The sequence below is a fragment of the Lactococcus sp. FSL K6-0773 genome (assembly GCF_038006485.1).
GTDB lineage: Bacteria > Bacillota > Bacilli > Lactobacillales > Streptococcaceae > Lactococcus > Lactococcus lactis.
In genome coordinates, this window is record NZ_JBBOVF010000001.1 from 147,027 (window position 1) to 168,721 (window position 21,695).

Annotated in this window: 16 protein-coding genes, 1 tRNA gene and 1 pseudogene; 16 read left to right on the forward strand and 2 right to left on the reverse strand. The window is 34.4% G+C overall.

Annotated features, from left to right (window positions below; translation table 11 throughout):
- Window positions 1–12: 12 nt before the first annotated feature.
- From MHB61_RS00815 to MHB61_RS00885, 15 genes and pseudogenes are all read left to right on the forward strand, one after another.
- Window positions 13–1,650 carry an alpha-glucosidase gene (locus MHB61_RS00815; RefSeq protein WP_003130367.1) on the forward strand — a complete coding sequence of 546 codons (1,638 nt, stop codon included), beginning with the start codon at window positions 13–15 and terminating at the stop codon, window positions 1,648–1,650.
- 22 nt (window positions 1,651–1,672) lie between these two features.
- Window positions 1,673–3,928: a glycoside hydrolase family 65 protein gene (locus tag MHB61_RS00820; RefSeq protein WP_003130366.1), complete on the forward strand. Its 2,256-nt coding sequence runs from the start codon at window positions 1,673–1,675 to the stop codon at window positions 3,926–3,928.
- A gap of 152 nt (window positions 3,929–4,080) precedes the next feature.
- On the forward strand, window positions 4,081–5,055 hold the full coding sequence (locus MHB61_RS00825) for a LacI family DNA-binding transcriptional regulator (RefSeq protein WP_003130365.1): 975 nt from the start codon (window positions 4,081–4,083) through the stop codon (window positions 5,053–5,055).
- Window positions 5,056–5,232: 177 nt separating this feature from the next.
- Complete coding sequence (locus tag MHB61_RS00830) at window positions 5,233–5,901, forward strand: response regulator transcription factor (RefSeq protein ID WP_021722129.1); 669 nt, start codon at window positions 5,233–5,235, stop codon at window positions 5,899–5,901.
- A gap of 92 nt (window positions 5,902–5,993) precedes the next feature.
- Window positions 5,994–7,364: a sensor histidine kinase gene (locus tag MHB61_RS00835; protein WP_137016677.1), complete on the forward strand. Its 1,371-nt coding sequence runs from the start codon at window positions 5,994–5,996 to the stop codon at window positions 7,362–7,364.
- Between the two features lie 147 nt (window positions 7,365–7,511).
- Complete coding sequence (locus MHB61_RS00840; protein ID WP_010906088.1) at window positions 7,512–9,254, forward strand: 1-deoxy-D-xylulose-5-phosphate synthase; 1,743 nt, start codon at window positions 7,512–7,514, stop codon at window positions 9,252–9,254.
- 116 nt (window positions 9,255–9,370) lie between these two features.
- On the forward strand, window positions 9,371–9,637 hold the full coding sequence (gene yidD / locus MHB61_RS00845) for a membrane protein insertion efficiency factor YidD (protein ID WP_010906087.1): 267 nt from the start codon (window positions 9,371–9,373) through the stop codon (window positions 9,635–9,637).
- Window positions 9,638–9,759: 122 nt separating this feature from the next.
- Complete coding sequence (locus MHB61_RS00850; protein WP_014570674.1) at window positions 9,760–11,193, forward strand: 6-phospho-beta-glucosidase; 1,434 nt, start codon at window positions 9,760–9,762, stop codon at window positions 11,191–11,193.
- Between the two features lie 258 nt (window positions 11,194–11,451).
- Window positions 11,452–14,156, forward strand: a pseudogene (locus MHB61_RS00855) (YhgE/Pip family protein).
- A 97-nt stretch (window positions 14,157–14,253) separates the two neighbouring features.
- Window positions 14,254–14,994 (forward strand): demethylmenaquinone methyltransferase, encoded by a 741-nt coding sequence (locus tag MHB61_RS00860; protein WP_003130358.1) that lies wholly within the window; start codon window positions 14,254–14,256, stop codon window positions 14,992–14,994.
- 35 nt (window positions 14,995–15,029) lie between these two features.
- Window positions 15,030–15,863 (forward strand): XRE/MutR family transcriptional regulator, encoded by an 834-nt coding sequence (locus tag MHB61_RS00865; RefSeq protein ID WP_003130357.1) that lies wholly within the window; start codon window positions 15,030–15,032, stop codon window positions 15,861–15,863.
- Between the two features lie 150 nt (window positions 15,864–16,013).
- The gene (locus tag MHB61_RS00870; RefSeq protein WP_003130356.1) at window positions 16,014–16,319 is read left to right on the forward strand and encodes a bacteriocin immunity protein; all 306 of its coding nucleotides are present in this window, start codon (window positions 16,014–16,016) and stop codon (window positions 16,317–16,319) included.
- Complete coding sequence (locus MHB61_RS00875; RefSeq protein WP_003130354.1) at window positions 16,316–16,957, forward strand: hypothetical protein; 642 nt, start codon at window positions 16,316–16,318, stop codon at window positions 16,955–16,957. The genes MHB61_RS00870 and MHB61_RS00875 overlap by 4 nt, the downstream gene beginning before the upstream one ends.
- Before the next feature lie 321 nt (window positions 16,958–17,278).
- Window positions 17,279–17,512, forward strand: coding sequence for a hypothetical protein (locus tag MHB61_RS00880; RefSeq protein WP_010906083.1), 234 nt, complete (start codon window positions 17,279–17,281; stop codon window positions 17,510–17,512).
- Window positions 17,513–17,680: 168 nt separating this feature from the next.
- Complete coding sequence (locus MHB61_RS00885; RefSeq protein WP_003130350.1) at window positions 17,681–19,219, forward strand: ClC family H(+)/Cl(-) exchange transporter; 1,539 nt, start codon at window positions 17,681–17,683, stop codon at window positions 19,217–19,219.
- A gap of 24 nt (window positions 19,220–19,243) precedes the next feature.
- Here MHB61_RS00885 and menA read toward each other — a convergent pair whose 3' ends face one another.
- On the reverse strand, window positions 19,244–20,203 hold the full coding sequence (menA, locus tag MHB61_RS00890; RefSeq protein ID WP_003130349.1) for a 1,4-dihydroxy-2-naphthoate polyprenyltransferase: 960 nt from the start codon (window positions 20,201–20,203) through the stop codon (window positions 19,244–19,246).
- Between the two features lie 657 nt (window positions 20,204–20,860).
- Between menA and MHB61_RS00895 the strand changes: the two genes are divergently transcribed.
- The gene (locus MHB61_RS00895; protein ID WP_003130347.1) at window positions 20,861–21,460 is read left to right on the forward strand and encodes a transglycosylase; all 600 of its coding nucleotides are present in this window, start codon (window positions 20,861–20,863) and stop codon (window positions 21,458–21,460) included.
- Between the two features lie 136 nt (window positions 21,461–21,596).
- Here MHB61_RS00895 and MHB61_RS00900 read toward each other — a convergent pair.
- Window positions 21,597–21,669 (reverse strand) — tRNA-Arg (locus MHB61_RS00900).
- Window positions 21,670–21,695 lie beyond the last annotated feature (26 nt).

The window sequence follows — 21,695 nt, forward strand, 5'->3', positions numbered from 1 at the left end:
AAATGTAAAACTATGAAAAAAATAAAAACAAATGATTTTCACAAGATGGTAGGTTATCAGATTTATCCAAAATCATTCAAAGATACCAATGGAGATGGCATTGGCGACATCAATGGCATCATTGAAAAAATTCCTTATCTACGTGAATTGGGGATTGATTTTATCTGGATAAATCCAATTTACAAGAGTCCACAAGTTGACGGGGGCTATGATATTTCTGATTATCAAGTCATTGATGAAATGTTTGGCTCACTTGAAGATTTTAAAAAATTACTAGATAAAGCGCATGAAAATGGCTTGAAAGTCATCATGGATTTGGTAGTCAATCATACATCAGACCAACACCCTTGGTTTTTAGAAAGTCAAAAATCAAAAGATAATCCTTACCGTGATTATTATTTGTGGGAAGACGCTAGCCCTAACCAAATGCCAAATGATTGGATTTCCTTTTTTGGTGATTCAACTTGGGCTTATGATGAAAAAACAAAACAAGCTTATTTTCACGTTTTTGCCAAAGAGCAGCCTGATTTAAATTGGAAAAATCCCAAAGTCCGGCAAGAAATTTATGACATGATTCGCTGGTGGTTAGATTTGGGAATAGATGGCTTCAGATTAGATGCGATTTCACACATTCAAAAAATGCCATGGAACTATAAAATTAAATCTTGGAAAGGCGACGGCCCGTGGGTGCCTTTCATGAATGTTGCTGGGATTGAAACATATATGTCAGATTTGAAAGCTATTTTTGATGAATATGGTGCTTTGACTGTTGGGGAAGCTTCAGGGGTTCGCTCCAAGCAAGCGCCCGATTGGACCGATGAAGCTGGCTATATCAATATGATTTTTGAATTAGAACATAATGTCAGAAAATCAAATGGCAATGGTCAGGGCAGTATTTATGGCTACAAAAAAGTCATTATGCGTTGGCAAGAAGATTTGCTTGAACGGGGTTGGAATGCTTTGTATATTGAAAATCATGACCAACCAAGAAGTATTGATACTTTTGGCGATGGTTCAATAGAATCAGCAAAAGCGTTGGCTGTCAGTTATATGCTCTTAAGAGGAACGCCTTTCATATATCAAGGGCAGGAATTTGGGATGACTAATTTTCCATTTACTGACGCAAAGCAATTGCGAGCTGACGAGATTAAAAAGAAATATGAAATGTTAATGACAGAACTGTCAGCAAATCAAGCACTAGCAGAAGTCACCCAAAATAGTCGTGAACACTCAAGAACACCAATGCAGTGGGACAATTCTAAAAATGCAGGATTTACAAGTGGACAAGCTTGGATGGAAATTAATCCAAATTTTTCTGTTATTAGTAGTCGAACTAATCAAGAACTCATTGAACTTTATAAAAAATTGATTGAATTACGGCATCAAGAACCAGCGATTTCAGAGGGTTCAATTAAATTTCATTTTAAAAGACATCCTCAAGTTTTAGTTTATGAACGAGCTGAATTTTTAATTATTGTCAATTTGGCTGACAAAAAAGCTCATTTAGATTTTACAAAAATTGACAGTTTTACTGACAGCTCTGCTGAAAGTTCTGTCATTAATTATCAACAAGTCTTGGGCAGTTCAAATCAAAAATTTCAAGAAAAAATGGTTCTGTCAGCCTGGGAATATCGGGTTTATAAAAAATAGAAGGTGAGAACAAGATAACACTATGAAACAAATCAAAAGAATTATGGGCATTGACCCTTGGAAAATTACATCAAATCAGATTGAAAAAGAAGACCGTCGTTTGCAAGAATCACTTACTTCCATTGGCAATGGCTACATGGGAATGCGCGGAAATTTTAGTGAAACTTATAGTGGCGACAGTCACCAAGGGACTTACATTGCAGGGGTTTGGTTTCCAGATAAAACACGTGTAGGTTGGTGGAAAAATGGTTATCCTGAATATTTTGGTAAAGCAATCAATGCCCTCAATTTTGCTTCGGTCAGAGTTTTTATTGATGACAAAGAGGTTGATTTAGCCGCAAGTCATGTGACTGATTTTAATCTGTCGCTTGATATGGAAAAAGGGGTACTCACCTATACTTATGTAGCTTATGGAGTACGTGTGACTGCCGAAAGATTTTTCTCAATTGCTCAACAAGAACTTGCGGTTTTTGCTTTCATGTTTGAAAGCTTAGATGGTGAAATTCATCAAATCCGTACAGCCTCAATCATTGATGCAAATGTTCGTAATGAAGATTCCAACTACGATGAAAAATTTTGGACAGTAAAAAACCTTGATAATACAGCTACAGGTTCATTTATTGTCACTGAAACAATTCCTAATCCATTTGGAGTTGAACAATTTACGGTAGCAGCTAAACAAAGCTTTGCAGGCGATTTTACTCGAGTTAAGCAAGAAACAAGAGAAAGTTCTGTTTTAGATGTTTACGAAGCAAAATTAATAGAAAATGCACCACTCACCTTTATCAAAAATGTTTTAGTTGTCACAAGTCGTGATATTGAACCCTCGAATTTAACAAAGGTGCTATCAAATTTGACCCTTGAAATTTCTAAGAAAACATATCATGAATTTTATAAAGAACAAGAAATCGCTTGGAAAAAACGTTGGGAAATTGCTGATGTACAAATTGACGGTTCAGCAGAAGCTCAACAAGGGATTCGCTTTAATCTTTTCCAACTTTTCTCTACCTATTACGGCGAAGATGAACGTTTAAATATTGGCCCTAAAGGATTTACTGGAGAAAAATATGGCGGAGCAACTTATTGGGATACAGAAGCCTATGCCGTTCCATTATACTTGGCACTTTCTGATGAAAAAGTTGCTAAAAATCTTTTAAAATATCGTCATAATCAATTGCCACAAGCACAACATAATGCCCGTCAACAAGGACTTAAAGGTGCTTTGTATCCAATGGTTACTTTTACAGGTGTTGAATGTCATAATGAGTGGGAAATTACATTTGAAGAAATTCACCGTAATGGAGCAATGGCTTATGCGATTTATAACTACAGCAACTACACGGGAGATGAAACTTATCTTGCTCATGAAGGCTTAGAAGTTTTGATTGAAATTGCTCGTTTTTGGGCAGACCGTGTGCATTATAGTAAACGAAATGATAAATACATGATTCATGGAGTCACAGGCCCAAATGAGTATGAAAATAATATCAATAACAACTGGTACACTAATAAATTGGCAGCTTGGGTTTTGACTTATACTGCTGAAAGTTTAGCGAAATATCCACGCCCAGATTTAATTGAAGGAGCTGAAATTGCTCACTGGGCAGAAATTGTGGATAAAATGTATTATCCAGAAGATGAAGAATTGGGTATCTTTGTTCAACATGATGGCTATTTAGATAAAGATTTGACTCCAGTGGCTCAACTTGACCCTAAAAATCTTCCATTGAACCAAAATTGGTCTTGGGATCGAGTGTTACGTAGTCCATATATTAAGCAAGCAGATGTGCTTCAAGGAATTTATTTCTTCGGCAATCAATTTTCATTAGCCGAAAAACAACGAAATTTTGATTTTTATGAACCATTAACTGTTCATGAAAGCTCACTTTCTCCATCCATTCATGCGATTTTAGCAGCAGAGCTTGGCATGGAAGACAAGGCTGTTGAAATGTATGAAAGAACAGCTCGTCTTGACTTAGATAATTATAATAACGACACAGAAGATGGACTTCACATCACATCAATGACTGGCTCATGGTTGGCGATTGTTCATGGTTTTGCCCAAATGAAAACCTGGGATGGTCAATTGAGTTTTGCCCCATTTTTACCACAAGCATGGACGGGTTATGCCTTTCACATTAACTATCGCGGACGTTTATTAAAAATTTCTGTTGGTCAAGAAGTGAAACTTGAATTATTACGTGGCCAAGCCTTAAATCTTGAAATCTATGGTGAAAAAATTGAGTTAAAAGATTTTTATGTTACGAAAACAAAGTAATTTGATGTCTTTAAATGACTTTTTTATCAAAAATCTAAAAAATAGTTGAAAATTAATCGAAAATTTGGCAAAATAAAATTTCAGAGTGTCAAATAAAAGAAAGAGAAAGGAGCGGTGAGTTGAGCTGGGTTTAGCTAGTCTCAAGTGAAAATATGGCAGTTACAATTAAAGATGTTGCAAAAAAAGCTGGTGTTAATGCCTCAACGGTCAGTCGGGTCATTAAAGATAGTTCAGAGATTTCAGATAAAACAAAAGTAAAAGTTCGCAAAGCCATGCATGAATTAGGTTATCGAAGGAATGCAGCGGCTCAGATTCTAGCTTCGGGAAAAACAAATACAATTGGTGTTGTTTTCCCGCCAGTGGCTGACAAAGCGAGCCAACCTTTCTTTATGAAAATATTGACCTCAATCAATGAAACAGCTCGTGATTACGATGTTTCAATCGCTATTGCGACGGGGCATTCAGCCAAAGAGTTGAAAAAACAGATTGAACTTCAATATTCAGAAAAGCGAGTTGACGGATTTATCGTGCTTTACGCTGGAAAAAATGATGAAGTTCGCGATTATTTATTAGAAAATAAGGTTCCTTTTGTTTTAGTTGGAACTCCGGCTGAAGGAAAAAATGAAATTACCCATGTGGATAATGATAATATGCTGCTTGGACGCGAGGCTGTTCGTCATTTAGCACAATTAAAACATCAAAATATTTCATTTGTGACCGATACGAAAGAAACAGAAGTTTTTGAAGAACGTTATCAAGGTTTTAAAGATGAATCCGAGAAACTTGGGCTCAATCATGACCTCTTGTTTATGGATGCTAATTTTTCCTTGCGAAATGAAACAGCTCTTGTAGTTATGGATGATGTCTTGTCTTTAAAAGTTGTGGAACGTCTAAGAAGTCAAGGTCTAAATGTTCCAGAAGATGTGAGTTTAATTACTTACAACAACTCTATCTTTGGAGCAATGATTCATCCTTATTTAACAACTTTTGACATTCATATTGAGCAATTAGGGGCAAGTGCAATTAAGAAAATCTTGGACTTACGAGATAAGAAAGAAAATTTGCCAGAAAAATCAATTATCCCTTTTGAATTAATTATTAGAGAATCAACAAAAGCTAGAATTTAAATTCTAGCTTTTTTAGTTTTGTTTAAGATAAGGTTAAGCCTAGTACAAGACAAAAATATGATAATAGTGTAAAATAATAGAAAGGGTTGGGCGCAGTTTTATTGACTTTCCAAGCAATTTAACTAAAAATAATTTATAAATTATGAGCCCTAAAAAATGTGAAAAGGGATGGATTCAATGATTAAAATTTTATTAGTGGAGGATGATTTATCACTCTCAAAATCTGTTTACGATTTCTTAAAATCATTTGCGCAAGTCAAACAGGTTTATGATGGAGTTGAAGGACTCTATGAGGCAGAATTGGGAATTTATGATTTAATTTTGCTTGATTTAATGCTTCCAGAAAAGAATGGTTTTGAAGTCTTAAAGGAATTACGTGAGCAAAATGTAGATACGCCAGTCTTAATCATGACTGCTAAGGAATCTTTGGATGATAAAATGCACGGATTCGACATTGGAGCAGATGATTATTTAACAAAACCTTTCTATTTAGATGAACTAAAAGCACGTATTCAAGCACTTTTGAAACGGACAGGTAAATTAGAAGATTCAAACGGTTTAACTTATGGAAATATTCGTTTGAATTTATCAAATAAATCAACTTTAGTTGATGATCAACCTGTTGATTTAATCGGAAAAGAATTTGATTTAGTCGTTTATTTAATGCAAAATCAAAACGTTATTTTGCCAAAAGAGCAAATTTTTGACCGGATTTGGGGTTATGACAGTGATACAACAGTAACTGTTGTTGAAGTTTATATGAGTAAAATTCGGAAAAAATTGAAAGATACAGAATTTGTCAATAATCTTTCAACCTTGCGAAATGTTGGCTATATCTTGAGATAAAATTTTACTGACAGCTTGTTGTATAGAGATGAAAGTCATCTATAAATTAACAAAAAGTTCTGTCAGTAAATCTATCTAGAAATGAGACCTCTTTGAAGAAAATAATTAAACAAGTTAAATCTTCAGCTATTGTAAAAAATGATGGGAAAAATTTCCTTCATTTTTTTCTAGCTTTTACAGTCATTTTTGTTGCTTTAGCCGTGATTATTATTCAAGTCATGCAATTAGGAATGTATCGAGCGACTGACCAAAATTTACACAATTTGGCTCAAAACCGAGTCTTTTTGATAGAAGCAGCGAATAATCAATTAGGAATGAATAATTCGCAAGATAGTGGCTATTACGGTCCCAATAATAGTGTAATTTTTTATGATTCAGAGGGTAAAAGTTTCATACCTTCAGCGGGTTCAAATGCAAATATAAGTACAAATTTTGGCATGAGCCTTCTGCAAAAAACAATGAAATTTAACGAAAATCAAATTAACACTATTCAAACTGTTTCTGTAAAAAATCCTTATGGAGATAATTGGCACTATCGTTATCTGACAACATCACAATTTATTATTACAAATACTGATGGAACAGTAACTCCGGTTTATGCACAAATTTTTTCAAATGTTGACCAAATTCAAGATGCCATGAGCCGAGCCATGTGGGTCATTGTGACAACAATGATTACTTTCTGGCTTCTGTCAGTAATTATTAGTCTATATCTTGCAAACTGGACATTAAAACCAATTTTGGCCGCTTATGAAAAACAAAAAGAATTTGTTGAAAATGCTTCACATGAATTGAGAACACCTCTGGCAATCTTGCAAAATCGTCTAGAATTACTTTTCCAAAAGCCAACAGCAACAATTATTGATGAATCAGAAAATATTTCTGAAAGTTTATCAGAAGTTCGTAATATGCGTTTATTAACAAGTAACTTACTGAACTTAGCTCGTCGAGATTCTGGAATCAGAATTGAGCCAGAGGCGACTACGGCAACTTATTTTGAGAATATTTTTAATAGCTATGAAATGCTTGCTGAAAACGCAGGTAAAAAGTTTTCAGGCCATTTGAAATTAGATGGAACGATTAATTTGGACCAAGCCCTGATTAAACAATTGCTAACCATCTTATTTGATAATGCTCTTAAATACACGGGTGATGAGGGTGAAATCTCTGTAGATGTTCAAAAAAATGGGGGATTCTTAGTTTTTGCTGTCGCCGATAATGGTGAAGGAATTTCTGATGAAGATAAGAAAAAAATCTTTGACCGCTTTTTCCGAGTAGATAAAGCAAGAACGCGTCAAAAAGGTGGCTTAGGTTTGGGTCTTTCTCTGGCCAAACAAATTGTTGAAGCTTACAATGGGAAGATTACAGTTGAAGATAATAAACCTAAAGGTACAAAATTCATTGTTAGAATTCGTGTGGATAGCACAATTTCAAATCCTGCAAAAATTTTCCAAAAGTTGTAAAATATGATAGGAAAAAATTACTGACAAATTATGATAAGATAATAGTAACATTCAAATTATGACAATTTTGTCAGTCGATTTACTAGTTTTTAAAGACAATTTCTGTTAGTAAATAACTAAGTAAATCTAAAAAGGAGAAAATCAGAGATGTCAGTGTTAGAAAAAATAGACAGCCCAGCGGATTTAAAAAAAGTATCAAATCAAGAACTAGAAGAATTAGCTTCAGAAATTAGAACAGCAGTTCTTCATAAAGTATCAAACATCGGTGGACACGTTGGCCCAAACTTGGGTGTGACTGAATTAACAATTGCCCTTCATAAAGTTTTCAATTCACCAATTGATAAGTTTATTTGGGATGTTTCTCACCAAACTTATCCACATAAAATTTTAACTGGACGTAAAAATGGATTTACTGATGGACATTTCCATGACATCACACCTTACACCAGTCAAAGAGAATCAGAACACGACTTTTTCACAGTTGGCCATACCTCGACTTCAATTGCTAATGCCTTAGGTTATGCCAAAGCGCGTGATTTGACAAATGACAAAGGCAACATTGTTGCGGTCATTGGTGACGGTTCACTTTCTGGGGGACTTGCTATGGAAGCCCTCAATAATGCCGGAGATTTCAAAGGAAACCTCATTATTTTAGTTAATGATAATCAAATGTCAATTGCTGAAAATCATGGAGGACTTTACCGTAACCTTGCCGAACTTCGGGCGACAAATGGTCAAGCCGAAAATAACTTCTTTAAAACTTTTGGTTTAGATTATAAATATCTTGAAAATGGAAATGATATTGAATCTTTAATTCACCTATTTGAAGAAGTAAAAGATATCGACCATCCAATTGTCCTTCATATTCATACTGAAAAAGGACGTGGTTATCAACCAGCTCTTGAAAATAAAGAAGCTTTTCACTGGCACATGCCTTTCGATTTAGAAACTGGTCAATCAAAAGTGATTGATTCTGGTAAATCTTATAGTTCAGTTATGTTGGATTACATGGATAAAAAGGTTTCAGAAGGCCTTCCTCTTGTTGCCATCAATGCAGCAATTCCAGGAATCTTTGGACTGAAACAATTTGCAGCTAAATATCCTGACCGTTATATTGATGCAGGAATTGCTGAGCAATTTACCATTACTTTTGGTGGTGCAATGGCTGCGGCTGGTGCTCGTCCAATTATTTTCCACAATTCTACTTTTGTTCAACGTGCTTATGATCAATTTTGGCATGACTTAGCAATTAATGAAGAACCAGCAATTGTTATTGTTAAAGGTGGAGTTATTTCAGGTTCAGATGAAACACACCAAGGCTCATCAGCCATGACTTGGATTTCAAACATTCCAAATATCAAATATCTTGCTCCAACTTCTGAAGAAGAATTTATTTCAATTCTTGATTGGGCACTTGAGCAACATGAAGAACCAGTTGTGATTCAAATGCCAGAACACGGCTTAGAATCACGTCCGACAGTTCTCACAGATTATTCAACCCCTTCATATCAAATGACAAAATCAGGCGAAAAAGTTGCCCTATTGGCACTTGGCGGTCTTTATTCACATGGTGAAAAAGTAGCTAAAGTTTTGGCTGAAAATGGAATTAATGCAACCCTAATAAATCCACTTTTCATCAACGATTTGGACCAAGCTTTCCTTGAAAACCTAGTTGAAAATCATCAAGTTATTGCAACGATCGAAGATGGAATTCTTGACGGAGGATTTGGTCAAAAAGTTGCTTCCTTCCTTGGTAAGTATGATGTTAAAGTTTTGAACTTTGGTGCGAAACGTGAATTTAATGATTCTGTTCCAGTGACAGAACTTTATAATCGTTATCATTTGACACCAGAACTTATGGTTGCTGATATTCTTAGTCTTTTGAAATAAAAATTTACTGACAGATGTTCCAAAATATTTCTGTCAGTAAAAATAAAGAACTGGTAATGTCTGTCAGTAAAACTAGCAAGAATGATGATAAGTTCTTACTTAATAAAGTGAAATAGATGAAAAAAGTATTAGTAAAAGCAGTACATGGCTACCAACGCTGGATTTCTCCAGCCTTGCCACCAGCCTGTCGCTATTATCCTACCTGCTCCAATTACATGGTTCAGGCCATTGAAAAACATGGACCAGCCAAAGGTTTGGCAATGGGAACAGCACGTATTTTACGTTGTCACCCATTTTGCCAGCCAGGATATGATTTAGTTCCAGACCATTTTAGTTTGCGAAGAAATTGGGCAGAACCAGAAAAAGAAGAAGACTCAAATTAATTTGAGTCTTTTCTATTTATAAAATTATAGAAAACGCTTCAAAAAATAGATGAGATCGCTATCAAATGTCATAAAAAAATGTTAAAATGAAAAAAAGAATAAAAAAAGGAGTGTCATCTATTATGCCATTTAGTAAAGATTTTCTCTGGGGCGGAGCAACTGCAGCTAATCAATGTGAAGGCGGCTATAATCAGGGAGGACGGGGGCTTGCCAATGTCGACCTTGTTCCACACGGAAAAGACCGTTTTCCAATTATTACAGGGGAAATGAAGCACCTTGAATTCGATGAAGAGCATTTTTATCCAGCAAAAGAAGCGATTGATATGTATCATCATTGGAAAGAAGACCTCGCACTTTTTGCTGAAATGGGATTTAAAACCTATCGAATGTCTATTGCTTGGACAAGAATTTTTCCAAAAGGCGACGAACAAGAGCCAAATGAAGAAGGCTTGCAATTTTATGAAGATATTTTTAGAGAATGCCAACGTTTAGGAATTGAACCCTTAGTAACCATCACTCACTTTGATTGTCCTGTCCACCTAATTAAAGAATACGGTGGCTGGCGTAATCGAAAAATGGTTGGTTTCTATGAAAATTTAGCCAGAGCAATTTTTACTCGTTATAAAGGATTAGTTCGCTATTGGTTGACATTTAATGAAATTAATATGCTCCTCCATGCTCCATTTATGGGAGCAGGACTTGTTTTTGAAGAAGGAGAAAATAAAGAACAAGCCAAATACTTAGCCGCTCATCATGAACTATTAGCATCGGCTTTAGCAACAAAAATTGGACATGAAGTTGACCCAGAAAATAAGATAGGCTGCATGTTAGCTGCTGGAGATTACTATCCATTTGATTGTAATCCAGAAAATGTTTTTGAAGCTCAAAAACAAAATCATGATAATCTCTTTTTCATTGATGTTCAATCTCGTGGAAAATATCCAAACTACCTTTTAAAGAGATTAGAGCGTGAAGAAATTACACTTCCGATTGAAAAAGGCGACTTAGAAATCCTTTCTGAAAACACAGTTGACTTTATTTCATTTAGTTACTATGCAAGTCGAGTCGCTAAAGTCAAGGATGAGGATGCAGATAAATCAGCTGGAAATATCTTTGAATCTGTAAAAAATCCTTATTTAGAGGCCAGTGAATGGGGTTGGCAAATTGACCCACTTGGTTTAAGAATCACAATGAATTCTATTTATGACCGCTATCAAAAACCATTATTTATTGTAGAAAATGGTTTAGGAGCAGTAGATAAACCTGATGAAAATGGATTTGTAGCTGATGATTATCGAATTGATTACATGGCTGCACACATCAAAGAAATGAAGAAAGCAGTTGAACTTGATGGCGTTGAACTATTAGGTTATACTTCTTGGGGATGTATTGACTTAGTATCAGCAGGAACGGGTGAGATGAGCAAACGTTATGGATTCATCTATGTCGACCGAGACGATTATGGTAAAGGAAGTTTGAAACGGACGCCTAAGAAATCATTTAACTGGTACAAGAAAGTTATTGCAAGCAACGGTGAAGATTTAACAAATGAATAATTAAAAAGGGGGGCTTTCCTCCTTTTTTTATCAAACAAAACATTTCTTTGATTTAAGATTTTTATCTAGCAAGAAAAATTTACAATAGTTAAGCAAGTGTCCATTAAAAGGAAGCAGTGCTAGAACTTTTTTATGAAATATGATAAAATCGTGTATTGCGTAATTTTTAAATCCGCAGTCATGAAGTATGAAAAAGCCTCGATGATATTTAAGAAATTTAAAAAGTTACAAGTGAGATAAGAATGATGAGGATAAGAAGTGAAAAGTATTAAAAATACATGGAAGTTGTTTGCCCTAGACTGGAAGCGAATATTTAAAAATCCCGTGGCGACTTTTTTAATTGTCGCCCTAATGATAATTCCCTCTTTATATGCTTGGTTTAATATTAAAGCCCTGTGGGACCCCTATGCCAATACTTCGCAACTGCCAATTGCGGTCTATAGTGCAGATAAATCTGCAAGTTTTCAAGATAAAACCATCAATATTGGTGATGAAGTACTGAAAAATTTAAAGAAAAATCACCAATTAGGCTGGAAATTTGTTGATTCCAAAGCAGATTTAGATAAAGGTGTGAAATCTGGAAAATACTATGCTGGAATCTATTTACCAAAGGATTTTTCAAAAGACCTCTTAAGTTTCACCACGGGAGATATTAAAAAACCACAAATTGTTTATTCAATTAACGAAAAAATCAATGCCATCGCTCCCAAAATAACATCAAAAGGAGCCTCTTCTCTACAATCGCAAATTTCTGAAGAGTTTATCAAAACGGCAAGTAGTACCCTTTTAAAAACCTTCAATACAATTGGTTACGATATTGATAAAAACATGGTAAGTATTCAGAAGGTTAAATCAGTGATTTTATCAACTAATGATAATTTAGGAACCATTGATAAATACACTCAACAAGTTGTTGATCTTCATGGAAAAATGCCAGAAATTAAAGAAAAACTGGCAAAAGCTAATGAATTTATCACTTATTTACCAGAAGTAGATGCTTTAGGTCAAAAGGTCATTAAATTAAATGATAAAATGCCAGAAATTGATAAAAGTTTTTCACTCGTTTTGACCCTTCAAGAGAAAATACCTGAGATTCAAAATGCTGGAAAACAAATCTCGATGATTGATGATGACTTTGCGTCAGTAGAAAGTACATGACTCAAGGCATTCAAGAAGCCAAACAAGGTTTACAAATTATCAATCAAGTCCAAAAATCAATGCCAGACATTAAAAAATTGGGACAAGATGCTGATAGTTTGGGGACTATAACCTTGGATGCGGCGAAAAAAATGCAGAGTGCGTTGCCTAGCATTACAAATAGCGTTCAAATAACACTTCAATCAATTCAAGAGTTCTCAAAAAATACTTCATCCGTTATTTCTGTTATTGACCAAGCGATTGCCGATAATCAATTAACTGATGATGAAAAGGAACAAATAAATAGCTTAATTACCAATTTTACTAATAACATTGCTAAACAAAGAGAAGCCATTCAAAATATTGTTGAATATATGAAGCAGGTGCAAGAAAGCAATGGAAATCACGATTTAGATTCTACTATTGAGCAATTAACTAATCTAGATTCGCTCTTGTCAGAACTTAGTACCAGAATGAGTCACCTAAATGACTTAGTGCAAGAGGGTGATGTAACTAAGATTCGAGCTTATCTATCACAAATCAATGATGTAGTAAATAATATTTCTGATTTAATTAATAAAATTGATGTCAGTGAGATTAGTAGTACAATTAATAAAGCTCTAACAACATTAATTAATACCATAACAGACGCTAAAGGTTTATTAAATCAAGCTCAACAAATCGACTTTGATGCCTTACTAAATTCAACAAGCCAAACAGTTTCTAATGCTATTACCATTTTAGAAAAATATCAAGGCGAAATGCCAGCCATTAAACAAGAAATTCATGATGCGAATGTGATGTTAAATGGCAATATGACAACTATTGTTAATGCAATCAATGAGGGAGCTAATCTCTATAAAAATGAGTTTCCTACTCTTAAAAGTAAGTTAGGGACAGCTTCTGATTTCTTTAAAAATGATTATGCTGGTGTTCGTAAAGATTTGACAGATACCTTAACAATGGCAAATGATAAAATGCCTGATGTTGAGTCTGCTTTGAATCAAGCCAATGATTTAATCCAAAATGATTGGCCTGAAATCAAATCAGGAATTCAAAAAGCAGCCGCAGCTATTCAAAAAGGTGAAAAAGAAGTTGACTTAGGTGAAATCGTCAAACTCCTAAAATTAGATGCGACCAAAGAAAGCGACTTCCTGACACAACCAGTTGAAGTCCAAGAAAATCAAATCTACCCGATTGCCAACAATGGTTCAGCAAGTACACCTTTCTATACTGCGCTTTGTCTGTGGGTCGGTGCAGTCTTACTTTCAAGTTTGGCAACAACGGAGGTTCACTTATCAGATAAAGATAAAAAACGTTATTCTAAACGTGAACAATTCTTTGCTCGAATGGGAAGTTTCGTAGCCATTGGACTTGCTCAAGCCTTGATTGTAACGCTTGGAAATTATTTTGGTTTAGGAGTAGATGTAAGAGATCCATTCTACAGTGTTCTCTTTGCCTTACTAATATCCATAGCCTTTATGATAATGGTTTATGTTCTGGTCGCACTGTTTGGCAATGTAGGTAAAGGAATAGCGATTATCATCCTGGTTCTTTCCATTTCTGGTGGTGGTGGGAACTATCCAATCCAAGTTTCTGGAAAATTCTTCCAAGCCATTAATCCTTATTTACCATTTACTCATGCTGTCAACCTTTTACGAGAATCAGCGGGAGGAATTTACTGGCCAAATGCTTGGTTTGCGATAATCATTCTTGTAGCAGTGTCAATTGTGTTTGTTGCAATAGGTGCCTTCCTCTTCCCACACTTTGAAGATAAAACGAAGAAAATTTCCGAGATCGGAAGCAAGAGTCATTTCTTCCATTAATGTTAAGAAAACTACTGACAGACTGGTCAGTAGTTTTTCTATCATTTATAATCATAATGAGCAAATAGTAAGGGAGAACTTGTGCTATAATATGTCTATGACAAAAGTAAACGAAGAACGTGTACAAGAAATTTTTAATAGTATTTCATCAGATTATGATAAAATGAACGCCATTATCAGTTTTAAACAACATGATTTATGGCGTGCTAAAACAATGAAAAGAATGGGAGATTTAACTGGTCTATCTATTCTTGATTTGTGTTGTGGGACTGGAGACTGGACTTTTGATTTATCTGAAAGTGTCGGTCCTTCTGGTAAAGTAATTGGTCTTGATTTTTCAGAAAATATGCTCGAAATTGCTAAGGCTAAACTTAAAGAAGAAGCGAAGAAAAACATTGAATTTCTCCAAGGAAATGCAATGGCATTACCTTTTGAAAATGAAAATTTTGATGTAGTTACGATTGGTTATGGTTTAAGAAACACACCTGACTATCTTACTGTATTAAAAGAAATTTTTCGTGTATTAAAACCAGGGGGCAGAGTAGTTTGTATCGAAACTTCACATCCCACATTGCCAATTTATAAACAAGCTTTTGAACTTTATTTTAAAAATGTCATGCCCTTTTTTGGTAAAGTTTTTGCCAAATCTTTAAAAGAATATCAATGGCTTCAAAAATCAGCAGAAGATTTTCCAGATGCCAAGACGCTTGAAGAACTTTTTAGAAAAGCTGGCTTTGTTGCCGTAGAATATCAAAAACATGGCGGTGGAGCAATCGCAAGTCATTTTGCCACTAAATCCAAAAAACCTAAATCAAATATTCGTATTGGTAAAAAGTAATCGGTCAATAAAAAATAAAAATTTCGAGGAAAAATATGCCTTATAAACGTTATGGGGAAATTTTTAAAAAACTACGAGAACAAAAGAATTTTTCGCTTTCTCATTTTTCAGAAATAGGTATTTCAAAAGCGAGTTTATCAAGATTTGAATTAGGTCAAACCATGATAAGCTTTGAGCGCTTGGATAGTGCGCTGCAAGAGATGAATGTGACTTTAGCTGAGTATGAACATTTTATCAATAATTTTTCAATGGATTATAAAGAAGAATTTTTAGAAGATATAATTCTTGCGGATATTGCAGATGACGTCGATAAACTTCATAGTCTCTATTTAGAAGCTATGGAATATGATTCAAAAATGCTAGCTTATTGTGCTAAAAGTCGGTATGAAACACTGACACAAATGGAAGCTGACGATGTGGTTGAATATCTCTATGACGTTGGAGAATGGGGCTATTTTGAACTTTCGATTTTTTATCTGACTTTGGATAGTTTCGGTGAACGAGAAATTATGTATTTGATGAAAGAACTCTGGGGGAAGAGTAAACACTTATATGGTGTTTTTAAATATCGCAGAAGAGTTCTTCAATCTTCGTATCGAGCGGTCGTTTTGCTTTCCTCAAAAGGAGCTCGTGACTCAGCTAGAAGTATCTTGCAAAAAAGTTACCCTAAAGATGATTTCTACGACCTCTATGTTGAAAATCTAAGAAATCTGGCACATGGTTTTTATAGCTATTGTTTCAAAGACAAGATAAGCGGTGAAAAGCAAATCAAAAATGCCATTGAAATTTTTGGGCAAGTTGGATATGAAGATTTAGCAGATTATTATCAAAAACGATATCAAAAGCTTTTAGGAAAATTATTAACATAAAAAAGTCTCCAGATTATTTCGTTGCATTTTTGCAATGATTTAAAAAGGAGGTTTTTTTTCTGCTAAAATAAAATTAAAGATAAAAGAAATCGAGCTTGATTATCAAGAAAAAATAAAAAAGGAGGAAATATATTAAAAAAAGAAAGAGAAATGAGAGAGAAAATTTTGAATCGAATTGAGAAATTGCTACGGGCAGGTTCAAAATTAAACGAAGCAGAAAAGAAAATACTGATGGACTATTATGAACGGATTGAAAAATCTAAAAATATGGAATTTGAACTCGTTCATCTCAGAAATGCCTTGCTTCCTTTGGTGATTTCTTCTCAACATTCTTTAAATGTCTTAAAATTTTACAAGGAACTTCGTTCAGAGCGAAAGGTGACTTGGGGCGAGGGAAGTTCTTTACTGACTGGGATAGCTCAATTTCCAGAAAAAAATGAAAGGAAACACTTATGAAAACAAAACAAATTTATGCAAGTCTTATGACTTCAGCAATCTTGCTATCAGCAGTTACTCCAATAATAGTTAATGCTGATGTCGTTAGTTCTAATGTCACAACAGAGCAAATTTCTAGTAATCAAGCTTCAAGTTTTACTGATATTAAAGACCATTTTGACTCCTATGTTTCCGTTAAGAATAATCAGTATGTTTTAAATCTTCCAGAAAATGTTCAGGTTAATCAAAATGAATTTGAACAAGTAGTAGAGCAAATTAATGCTGTTAATCAACAGGTTGAAACTAATAAGTTGATTATAAATCCTGCCACTAAAGAAATAGTGAGTCGAGCTTCTACTTTGAAATCATCAGCCTATACTTTCGATACTTTTTGGTGGGGAGCGCGTTACTACTTTAGAAGTAATGCAGCAGTCTATCAAATGGATCATGATTTAGATAATTATACTTTAGGATTTGGTGGTGTAGGTGTTCTTGCGACCATATTTAGTGGTGGAATTGCAGCTGCAGTTGCGGGAGCAGCAGGCCTATATTTCCAAAAAATGAAAAGTGATTTAGACTATTACAACAATACTCACTTAAATAATTATATTAATATGGATGTCGATAGAACGGGATATTATTCTATTTACGCTGTATAATCTGATTATTTTAGAAAAGAGGTATTAAAATGTTACTTAGTATCGCTATACTATTGATAATCTGGGGGGCTTATTTAATAGGAAAAAAATATAAAGATTCTTTTTTTTATCAGCTATGGCCGAAGCAAAAGAGGATTGATTATCATTGTTTCGTCGTTATTACTGCTTAGTTTCTTTGTTTTCGTAAAAAATGATAGTTTGTTCCCAGTAGTTTTATTCTCTATTTTTTTAATTGGCTTAGGTATCTATTATTTAATACACGATAGTAAACGAGATTCTGAGGGGAAAAAAGAGAATTAAACTTAACAAGGAGGTAGAGTGATGTTTTTAGTTTTATGTTCGGTGATGATTTTCATTGGATTTCTTTTACAAATCTATGTTTGGCCACGAATTCCAAAATCAATTTTTAAGTATAGAGGTTTAGTCTTATCTATTTCTCTCATTATTCTTATTTTTGTTGTAAGAATACCACTAGAAATTACTGCATTGACACTTCCATTTTATTTGATGATGTTTTTCGGGCTCTTTCTTTTTTGGAAAGATAGAAAACTTTAAGTAAATCTGTAGTTAAAAAATTAAAGGTACTCGATTGAGTGCCTTTTTGAGTAAATTTATACAGGTGATGTGTATATTATTAAAAGTACAAAACATAAGGAATCTATTTTATGGTATAATAATCTTGCTTAAAAATTTATTAAAATAAGCGTTAGTAGGGAAGTAGTAATGAAATTAAAAGATATAGAGAAATCAACAAATAAAAATCTTTATCTGCTTTTTCTAAGTGTACTCGTGGGCTTGACTGCGGGTTTTTTGGCCAGTCTTTATCGGTTGGCACTGGAAAAAGCTGAAACTTGGGGCTTGAGTATTTATCGCTTCGTTAGCTCACACCTTATTTTTATTCCCCTCCTTATTTTGGGTTTGGCTTTCTTAGCTTTTGTGGTTACTTTCTTTATGAAGAAATATCCGATGAGTTCAGGTTCTGGGATACCACAAGTTAAAGGGCAATTACAGGGTTATTTTAAAAATAATTGGTTCACGACTGCTTTTGCTAAATTTATCGCTGGGACTTTAGCAATGTTTGCAGGTCTATCACTGGGGCGTGAGGGTCCCTCAGTCCAACTTGGGGCTTCAATGGGTCAGATGGTTTCTAGTCGGTTGGCTGAAACTGAACGTCATAAAAGAATTCTAATTGCTTCTGGAGCATCTGCTGGTTTATCTGCTGCTTTCAATGCACCTTTGTCAGGTGTCATGTTTACTTTGGAAGAAGTATTTAAATACTTTTCTCCATTGATTTTATTAACTTGTATGACCTCAGCAATGGTTGCTGATATGGTTGCACGAATAATGTTTGGGAGTGGTCCAGTTTTTCATTTCCAAATTGTTGGTTCAATTGAACTCTCAAATTATTGGCTACTTATTATTTTAGGAATTATTTTAGGATTTTTCGGTGCTTTTTATAACTGGACACTCCTCACGAGTCAAAATTTGATGAAGAAAATAAAGAGTCCATTTCTTCGTGTTTTACTTACTTTTTTAGTGGTTGGGGCAACTGGTTTATTGTTTCCTAATATAATTGGGAGTGGCCATCGTTTAATGGATTCCTTTAGTTTAGGAATGGGATTAGCCTTTCTATGTTTGATTCTCATTGGGAAATACCTGATTTCAATGGTATCTTATGCTTCGGGTGTGCCAGGAGGAATTTTCTTTCCCCTGTTAGTTTTGGGTGCTAGTCTTGGAGCTGTTTTTGCGACAATTGTTATTTCACTTTTTCATCTTCCAAGTCATTTATTTGCCAATCTAGTAATTTTAGCGATGGCTGGGACTTTTACAGCAATTGTTCGAGCACCGATGACTGGAATCCTTCTTTTGGTGGAAATGACTGGTTCATTTGACCATTTACTTCCTCTGGCTCTTGTCTCTTTAATTGCTTATGTCGTTGCTGATTTATTACAATCTGAGCCAATTTATGATTCCTTATTAGACAACATGTTGAAAGAAAAAGAAATTGATGTTGATGATTCGGATAAGCAGATGATGTTTGAAACAATTGTTCAATTTGATTCAGTTGCGGATCGTAAGAAGTTGTCAGAGATACATTTACCAGAAGGATGTTTGCTGGTTTCGGTTCATCGTTCAGGTAAGGATATCATTCCACACGGGAATACTGAATTACAAGCAGGAGATTATTTGACCTTTTTGATTAGACGAGAAGATGAAGTGATTGCTAGAGAACAGCTTCGTCAGGTTTTAAATGAAAAATAAAAAAGTGATATTCTATCACTTTTTTTATTTGCTTAAATATTGCCAAAGGATTGATAAAAACAGACTCACAGCATAAGCGCTGTTAAATAGAACCATATTTCTCAGTGAATAAACAAAGCTGCGAGGACTTGGAACTTGACTAGCATGAGATTTTAGATTCTTTCTGATAATTGGAAAAGTGAGTAAACTAAGTAAAGTTGGCCATTCAAATATTCTAAAGATAAATCCAATAATAATAGCTAAATAGGAAGAATACATCAAAAGTTGAAAAAGTTTGATTCCGTTTGGACGACCGATATAATAAACTAATGTGTAACGATGATTTTTTATATCGCTATCTAAATCACGTAAATTATTGGCCAGCATGATGTTTGCAATGGTAAAAATGAGTGGTAAACTTGCAATTATCATGGCGATGGCTGCAAAAATACTACCAGTAAAGCTAAAAGAGTCGTTTGTGAAATCAAGATTTAGGTTAAAAATAGGTGATTGAGCGCTGTTGATTAAGATGATCATTGCAAAAATTCCAAAGCCCATTGTCCCACCAGAAAAAATTTCTCCTAAAGGCATACGTGAAAGTGGAATAGGACCGTAAGTATAGAAAACGCCAATAAAGAAGACGATTCCACCAAGAATAAAGAAAAGCCAGCCAACAAAATAAGCGAGGAGAAATCCTAAAAAAAGGCTCAAAATAAGCATAAACAAGATAATAGAAGCTACCAATCGGGTGGAAAGATTGGCTTGACCAATGATATTTTCTTGCTTTTTATAATCTTCATCTTTGGCTTTTTTGAAATCTTGATAATTGTTAATAGCAGTTACGGTCATATCAAAAAGGAGCATTGCTATTAAAAATAAGAGAGATAGGCCAATATTTATCATTTTAAAATAGCTTAAACTAAAAAGTAAACCAATAATGTAAGGGAAAATACTGGCGATTTTAGTTTTTATTTCGACGAGTTCTAAAAAATTTTTGAGGGACATAATTACTCCTGAAAATATAATTTGAATAAAAACAGCCGTTATTTTACGGCTTTTACTTATTTATTTTTTGAGAAAATAATTCTCTATTTTTTAATCATATTAAAAAAGTTTAAGTAAAAACGTTAACAAATGTTACTCATTTTACTGAAGTGCTTTCATTTCTATTGTAATTATAACTGATTATAGGTTAAGAATCAACATAGACTTGAAGATTATATTTAGTAATCTTTGTTAAAATAAATATAAAATATGCTAATTTTAATTGATTTGGGAACGGTTTAAGCCTCCAATAGTTCGTACTAAAGATACTACAATATGAGAATAAGATTTGAAGGAAAAGGCTTTATAATCAGTTTAGTGAGGGATTCTTAGCATTCGTTTTAAGGTTCGGTTAAGTAATGGGTAATATAATCATTTCTCATGAGTGGTGGAGAAAATTTACTACTGATGTTAAATCGTTTTTTAACTCACAATAAGTTGTGAGAAATGAATTTTTAAACGTCCATAGCGTGCAATGACGTTAAACTGCTTACGGTAATCCTACACAAGCGTTCGGACTTTATGATGTGTATGGGAAGTAACCATGTTAATAGAAGATAGACTGGATTCAGTTTGAATCCTATGGAATGTTCTTAGTGGCGAAATCGAAAGGTCTAAATGAAATTAAGTAAAGTTGCTATTTCAACGGGATTAGTTGCATCATTCATGTTTATTGGGGGCGGAATCGCTCATGCGGATACACCTAAATCAACTCATGAAGTTGCTATAGAAGTAATTAACGGAAACTACGGAAATGGAGATACTCGTGTCACTAACCTTCAAAGTAAAGGTTTTGATGTGAAAGCAATCCAAACAGAAGTTAATAACATTCTTACAGGAACAACAACTCAAGTTTCTGCAACAACTAAAACTGCTGAAGAACAACCTACTAAAGTTACATCAGTTGCACCAACTCAAGCAACACAAAGTGTTTCTGGTGGGCTTAATATGAGCCAAACTTCTGGACAAGTTGACATCCAAGCTCTTGCTAATTATATGGCATCGAATACAGCTAATGCAGCGGGCTATTCTGCTAGCGAATGGGCTTATATCATTACTCACGAATCAAATGGTGGGATTGATAGTGTGAATTCAAGTTCAGGTGCTTATGGTGCTTTCCAATTGCTAGGTCATGGCGAATATGCTGGAATGACTTTGGCAGAACAAATTGCGATGGCAAGTAAACTTCCTGCTGGTAGCTGGGTTGTTTATAACTAAGCATTGATTAAAACTCGTCTTAAAATCTTTGATAAATAAATCAAACTTAGTGGCTCATAGCAATCAACTCTCAAGTTCGTTTGGGATTGATTGAGTATAAAAAAGAACACCGAATTCGGTGTTCTTTTTTATTAGATGGCCCCTGCCAGAATCGAACTGGCAATCACTGCTTAGGAGGCAGTAGTTATATCCAATTTAACTAAGAGACCAGAGATAAATTACTGACAGCCTCACA

What these genes read in the sequence shown, in the direction of transcription:
- MHB61_RS00825 (WP_003130365.1), top strand. Translation starts at nt 4,081, where the DNA reads ATGGCAGTTACAATTAAAGATGTTGCAAAAAAAGCTGGTGTTAATGCC.
- MHB61_RS00870 (WP_003130356.1), top strand. Translation starts at nt 16,014, where the DNA reads ATGAGAGAGAAAATTTTGAATCGAATTGAGAAATTGCTACGGGCAGGT.
- MHB61_RS00840 (WP_010906088.1), top strand. Translation starts at nt 7,512, where the DNA reads ATGTCAGTGTTAGAAAAAATAGACAGCCCAGCGGATTTAAAAAAAGTA.
- MHB61_RS00865 (WP_003130357.1), top strand. Translation starts at nt 15,030, where the DNA reads ATGCCTTATAAACGTTATGGGGAAATTTTTAAAAAACTACGAGAACAA.
- MHB61_RS00880 (WP_010906083.1), top strand. Translation starts at nt 17,279, where the DNA reads ATGTTTTTAGTTTTATGTTCGGTGATGATTTTCATTGGATTTCTTTTA.
- MHB61_RS00895 (WP_003130347.1), top strand. Translation starts at nt 20,861, where the DNA reads ATGAAATTAAGTAAAGTTGCTATTTCAACGGGATTAGTTGCATCATTC.
- menA (WP_003130349.1), bottom strand. Translation starts at nt 20,203, where the DNA reads ATGTCCCTCAAAAATTTTTTAGAACTCGTCGAAATAAAAACTAAAATC.
- MHB61_RS00815 (WP_003130367.1), top strand. Translation starts at nt 13, where the DNA reads ATGAAAAAAATAAAAACAAATGATTTTCACAAGATGGTAGGTTATCAG.
- MHB61_RS00830 (WP_021722129.1), top strand. Translation starts at nt 5,233, where the DNA reads ATGATTAAAATTTTATTAGTGGAGGATGATTTATCACTCTCAAAATCT.
- MHB61_RS00875 (WP_003130354.1), top strand. Translation starts at nt 16,316, where the DNA reads ATGAAAACAAAACAAATTTATGCAAGTCTTATGACTTCAGCAATCTTG.
- MHB61_RS00820 (WP_003130366.1), top strand. Translation starts at nt 1,673, where the DNA reads ATGAAACAAATCAAAAGAATTATGGGCATTGACCCTTGGAAAATTACA.
- yidD (WP_010906087.1), top strand. Translation starts at nt 9,371, where the DNA reads ATGAAAAAAGTATTAGTAAAAGCAGTACATGGCTACCAACGCTGGATT.
- MHB61_RS00860 (WP_003130358.1), top strand. Translation starts at nt 14,254, where the DNA reads ATGACAAAAGTAAACGAAGAACGTGTACAAGAAATTTTTAATAGTATT.
- MHB61_RS00885 (WP_003130350.1), top strand. Translation starts at nt 17,681, where the DNA reads ATGAAATTAAAAGATATAGAGAAATCAACAAATAAAAATCTTTATCTG.
- MHB61_RS00850 (WP_014570674.1), top strand. Translation starts at nt 9,760, where the DNA reads ATGCCATTTAGTAAAGATTTTCTCTGGGGCGGAGCAACTGCAGCTAAT.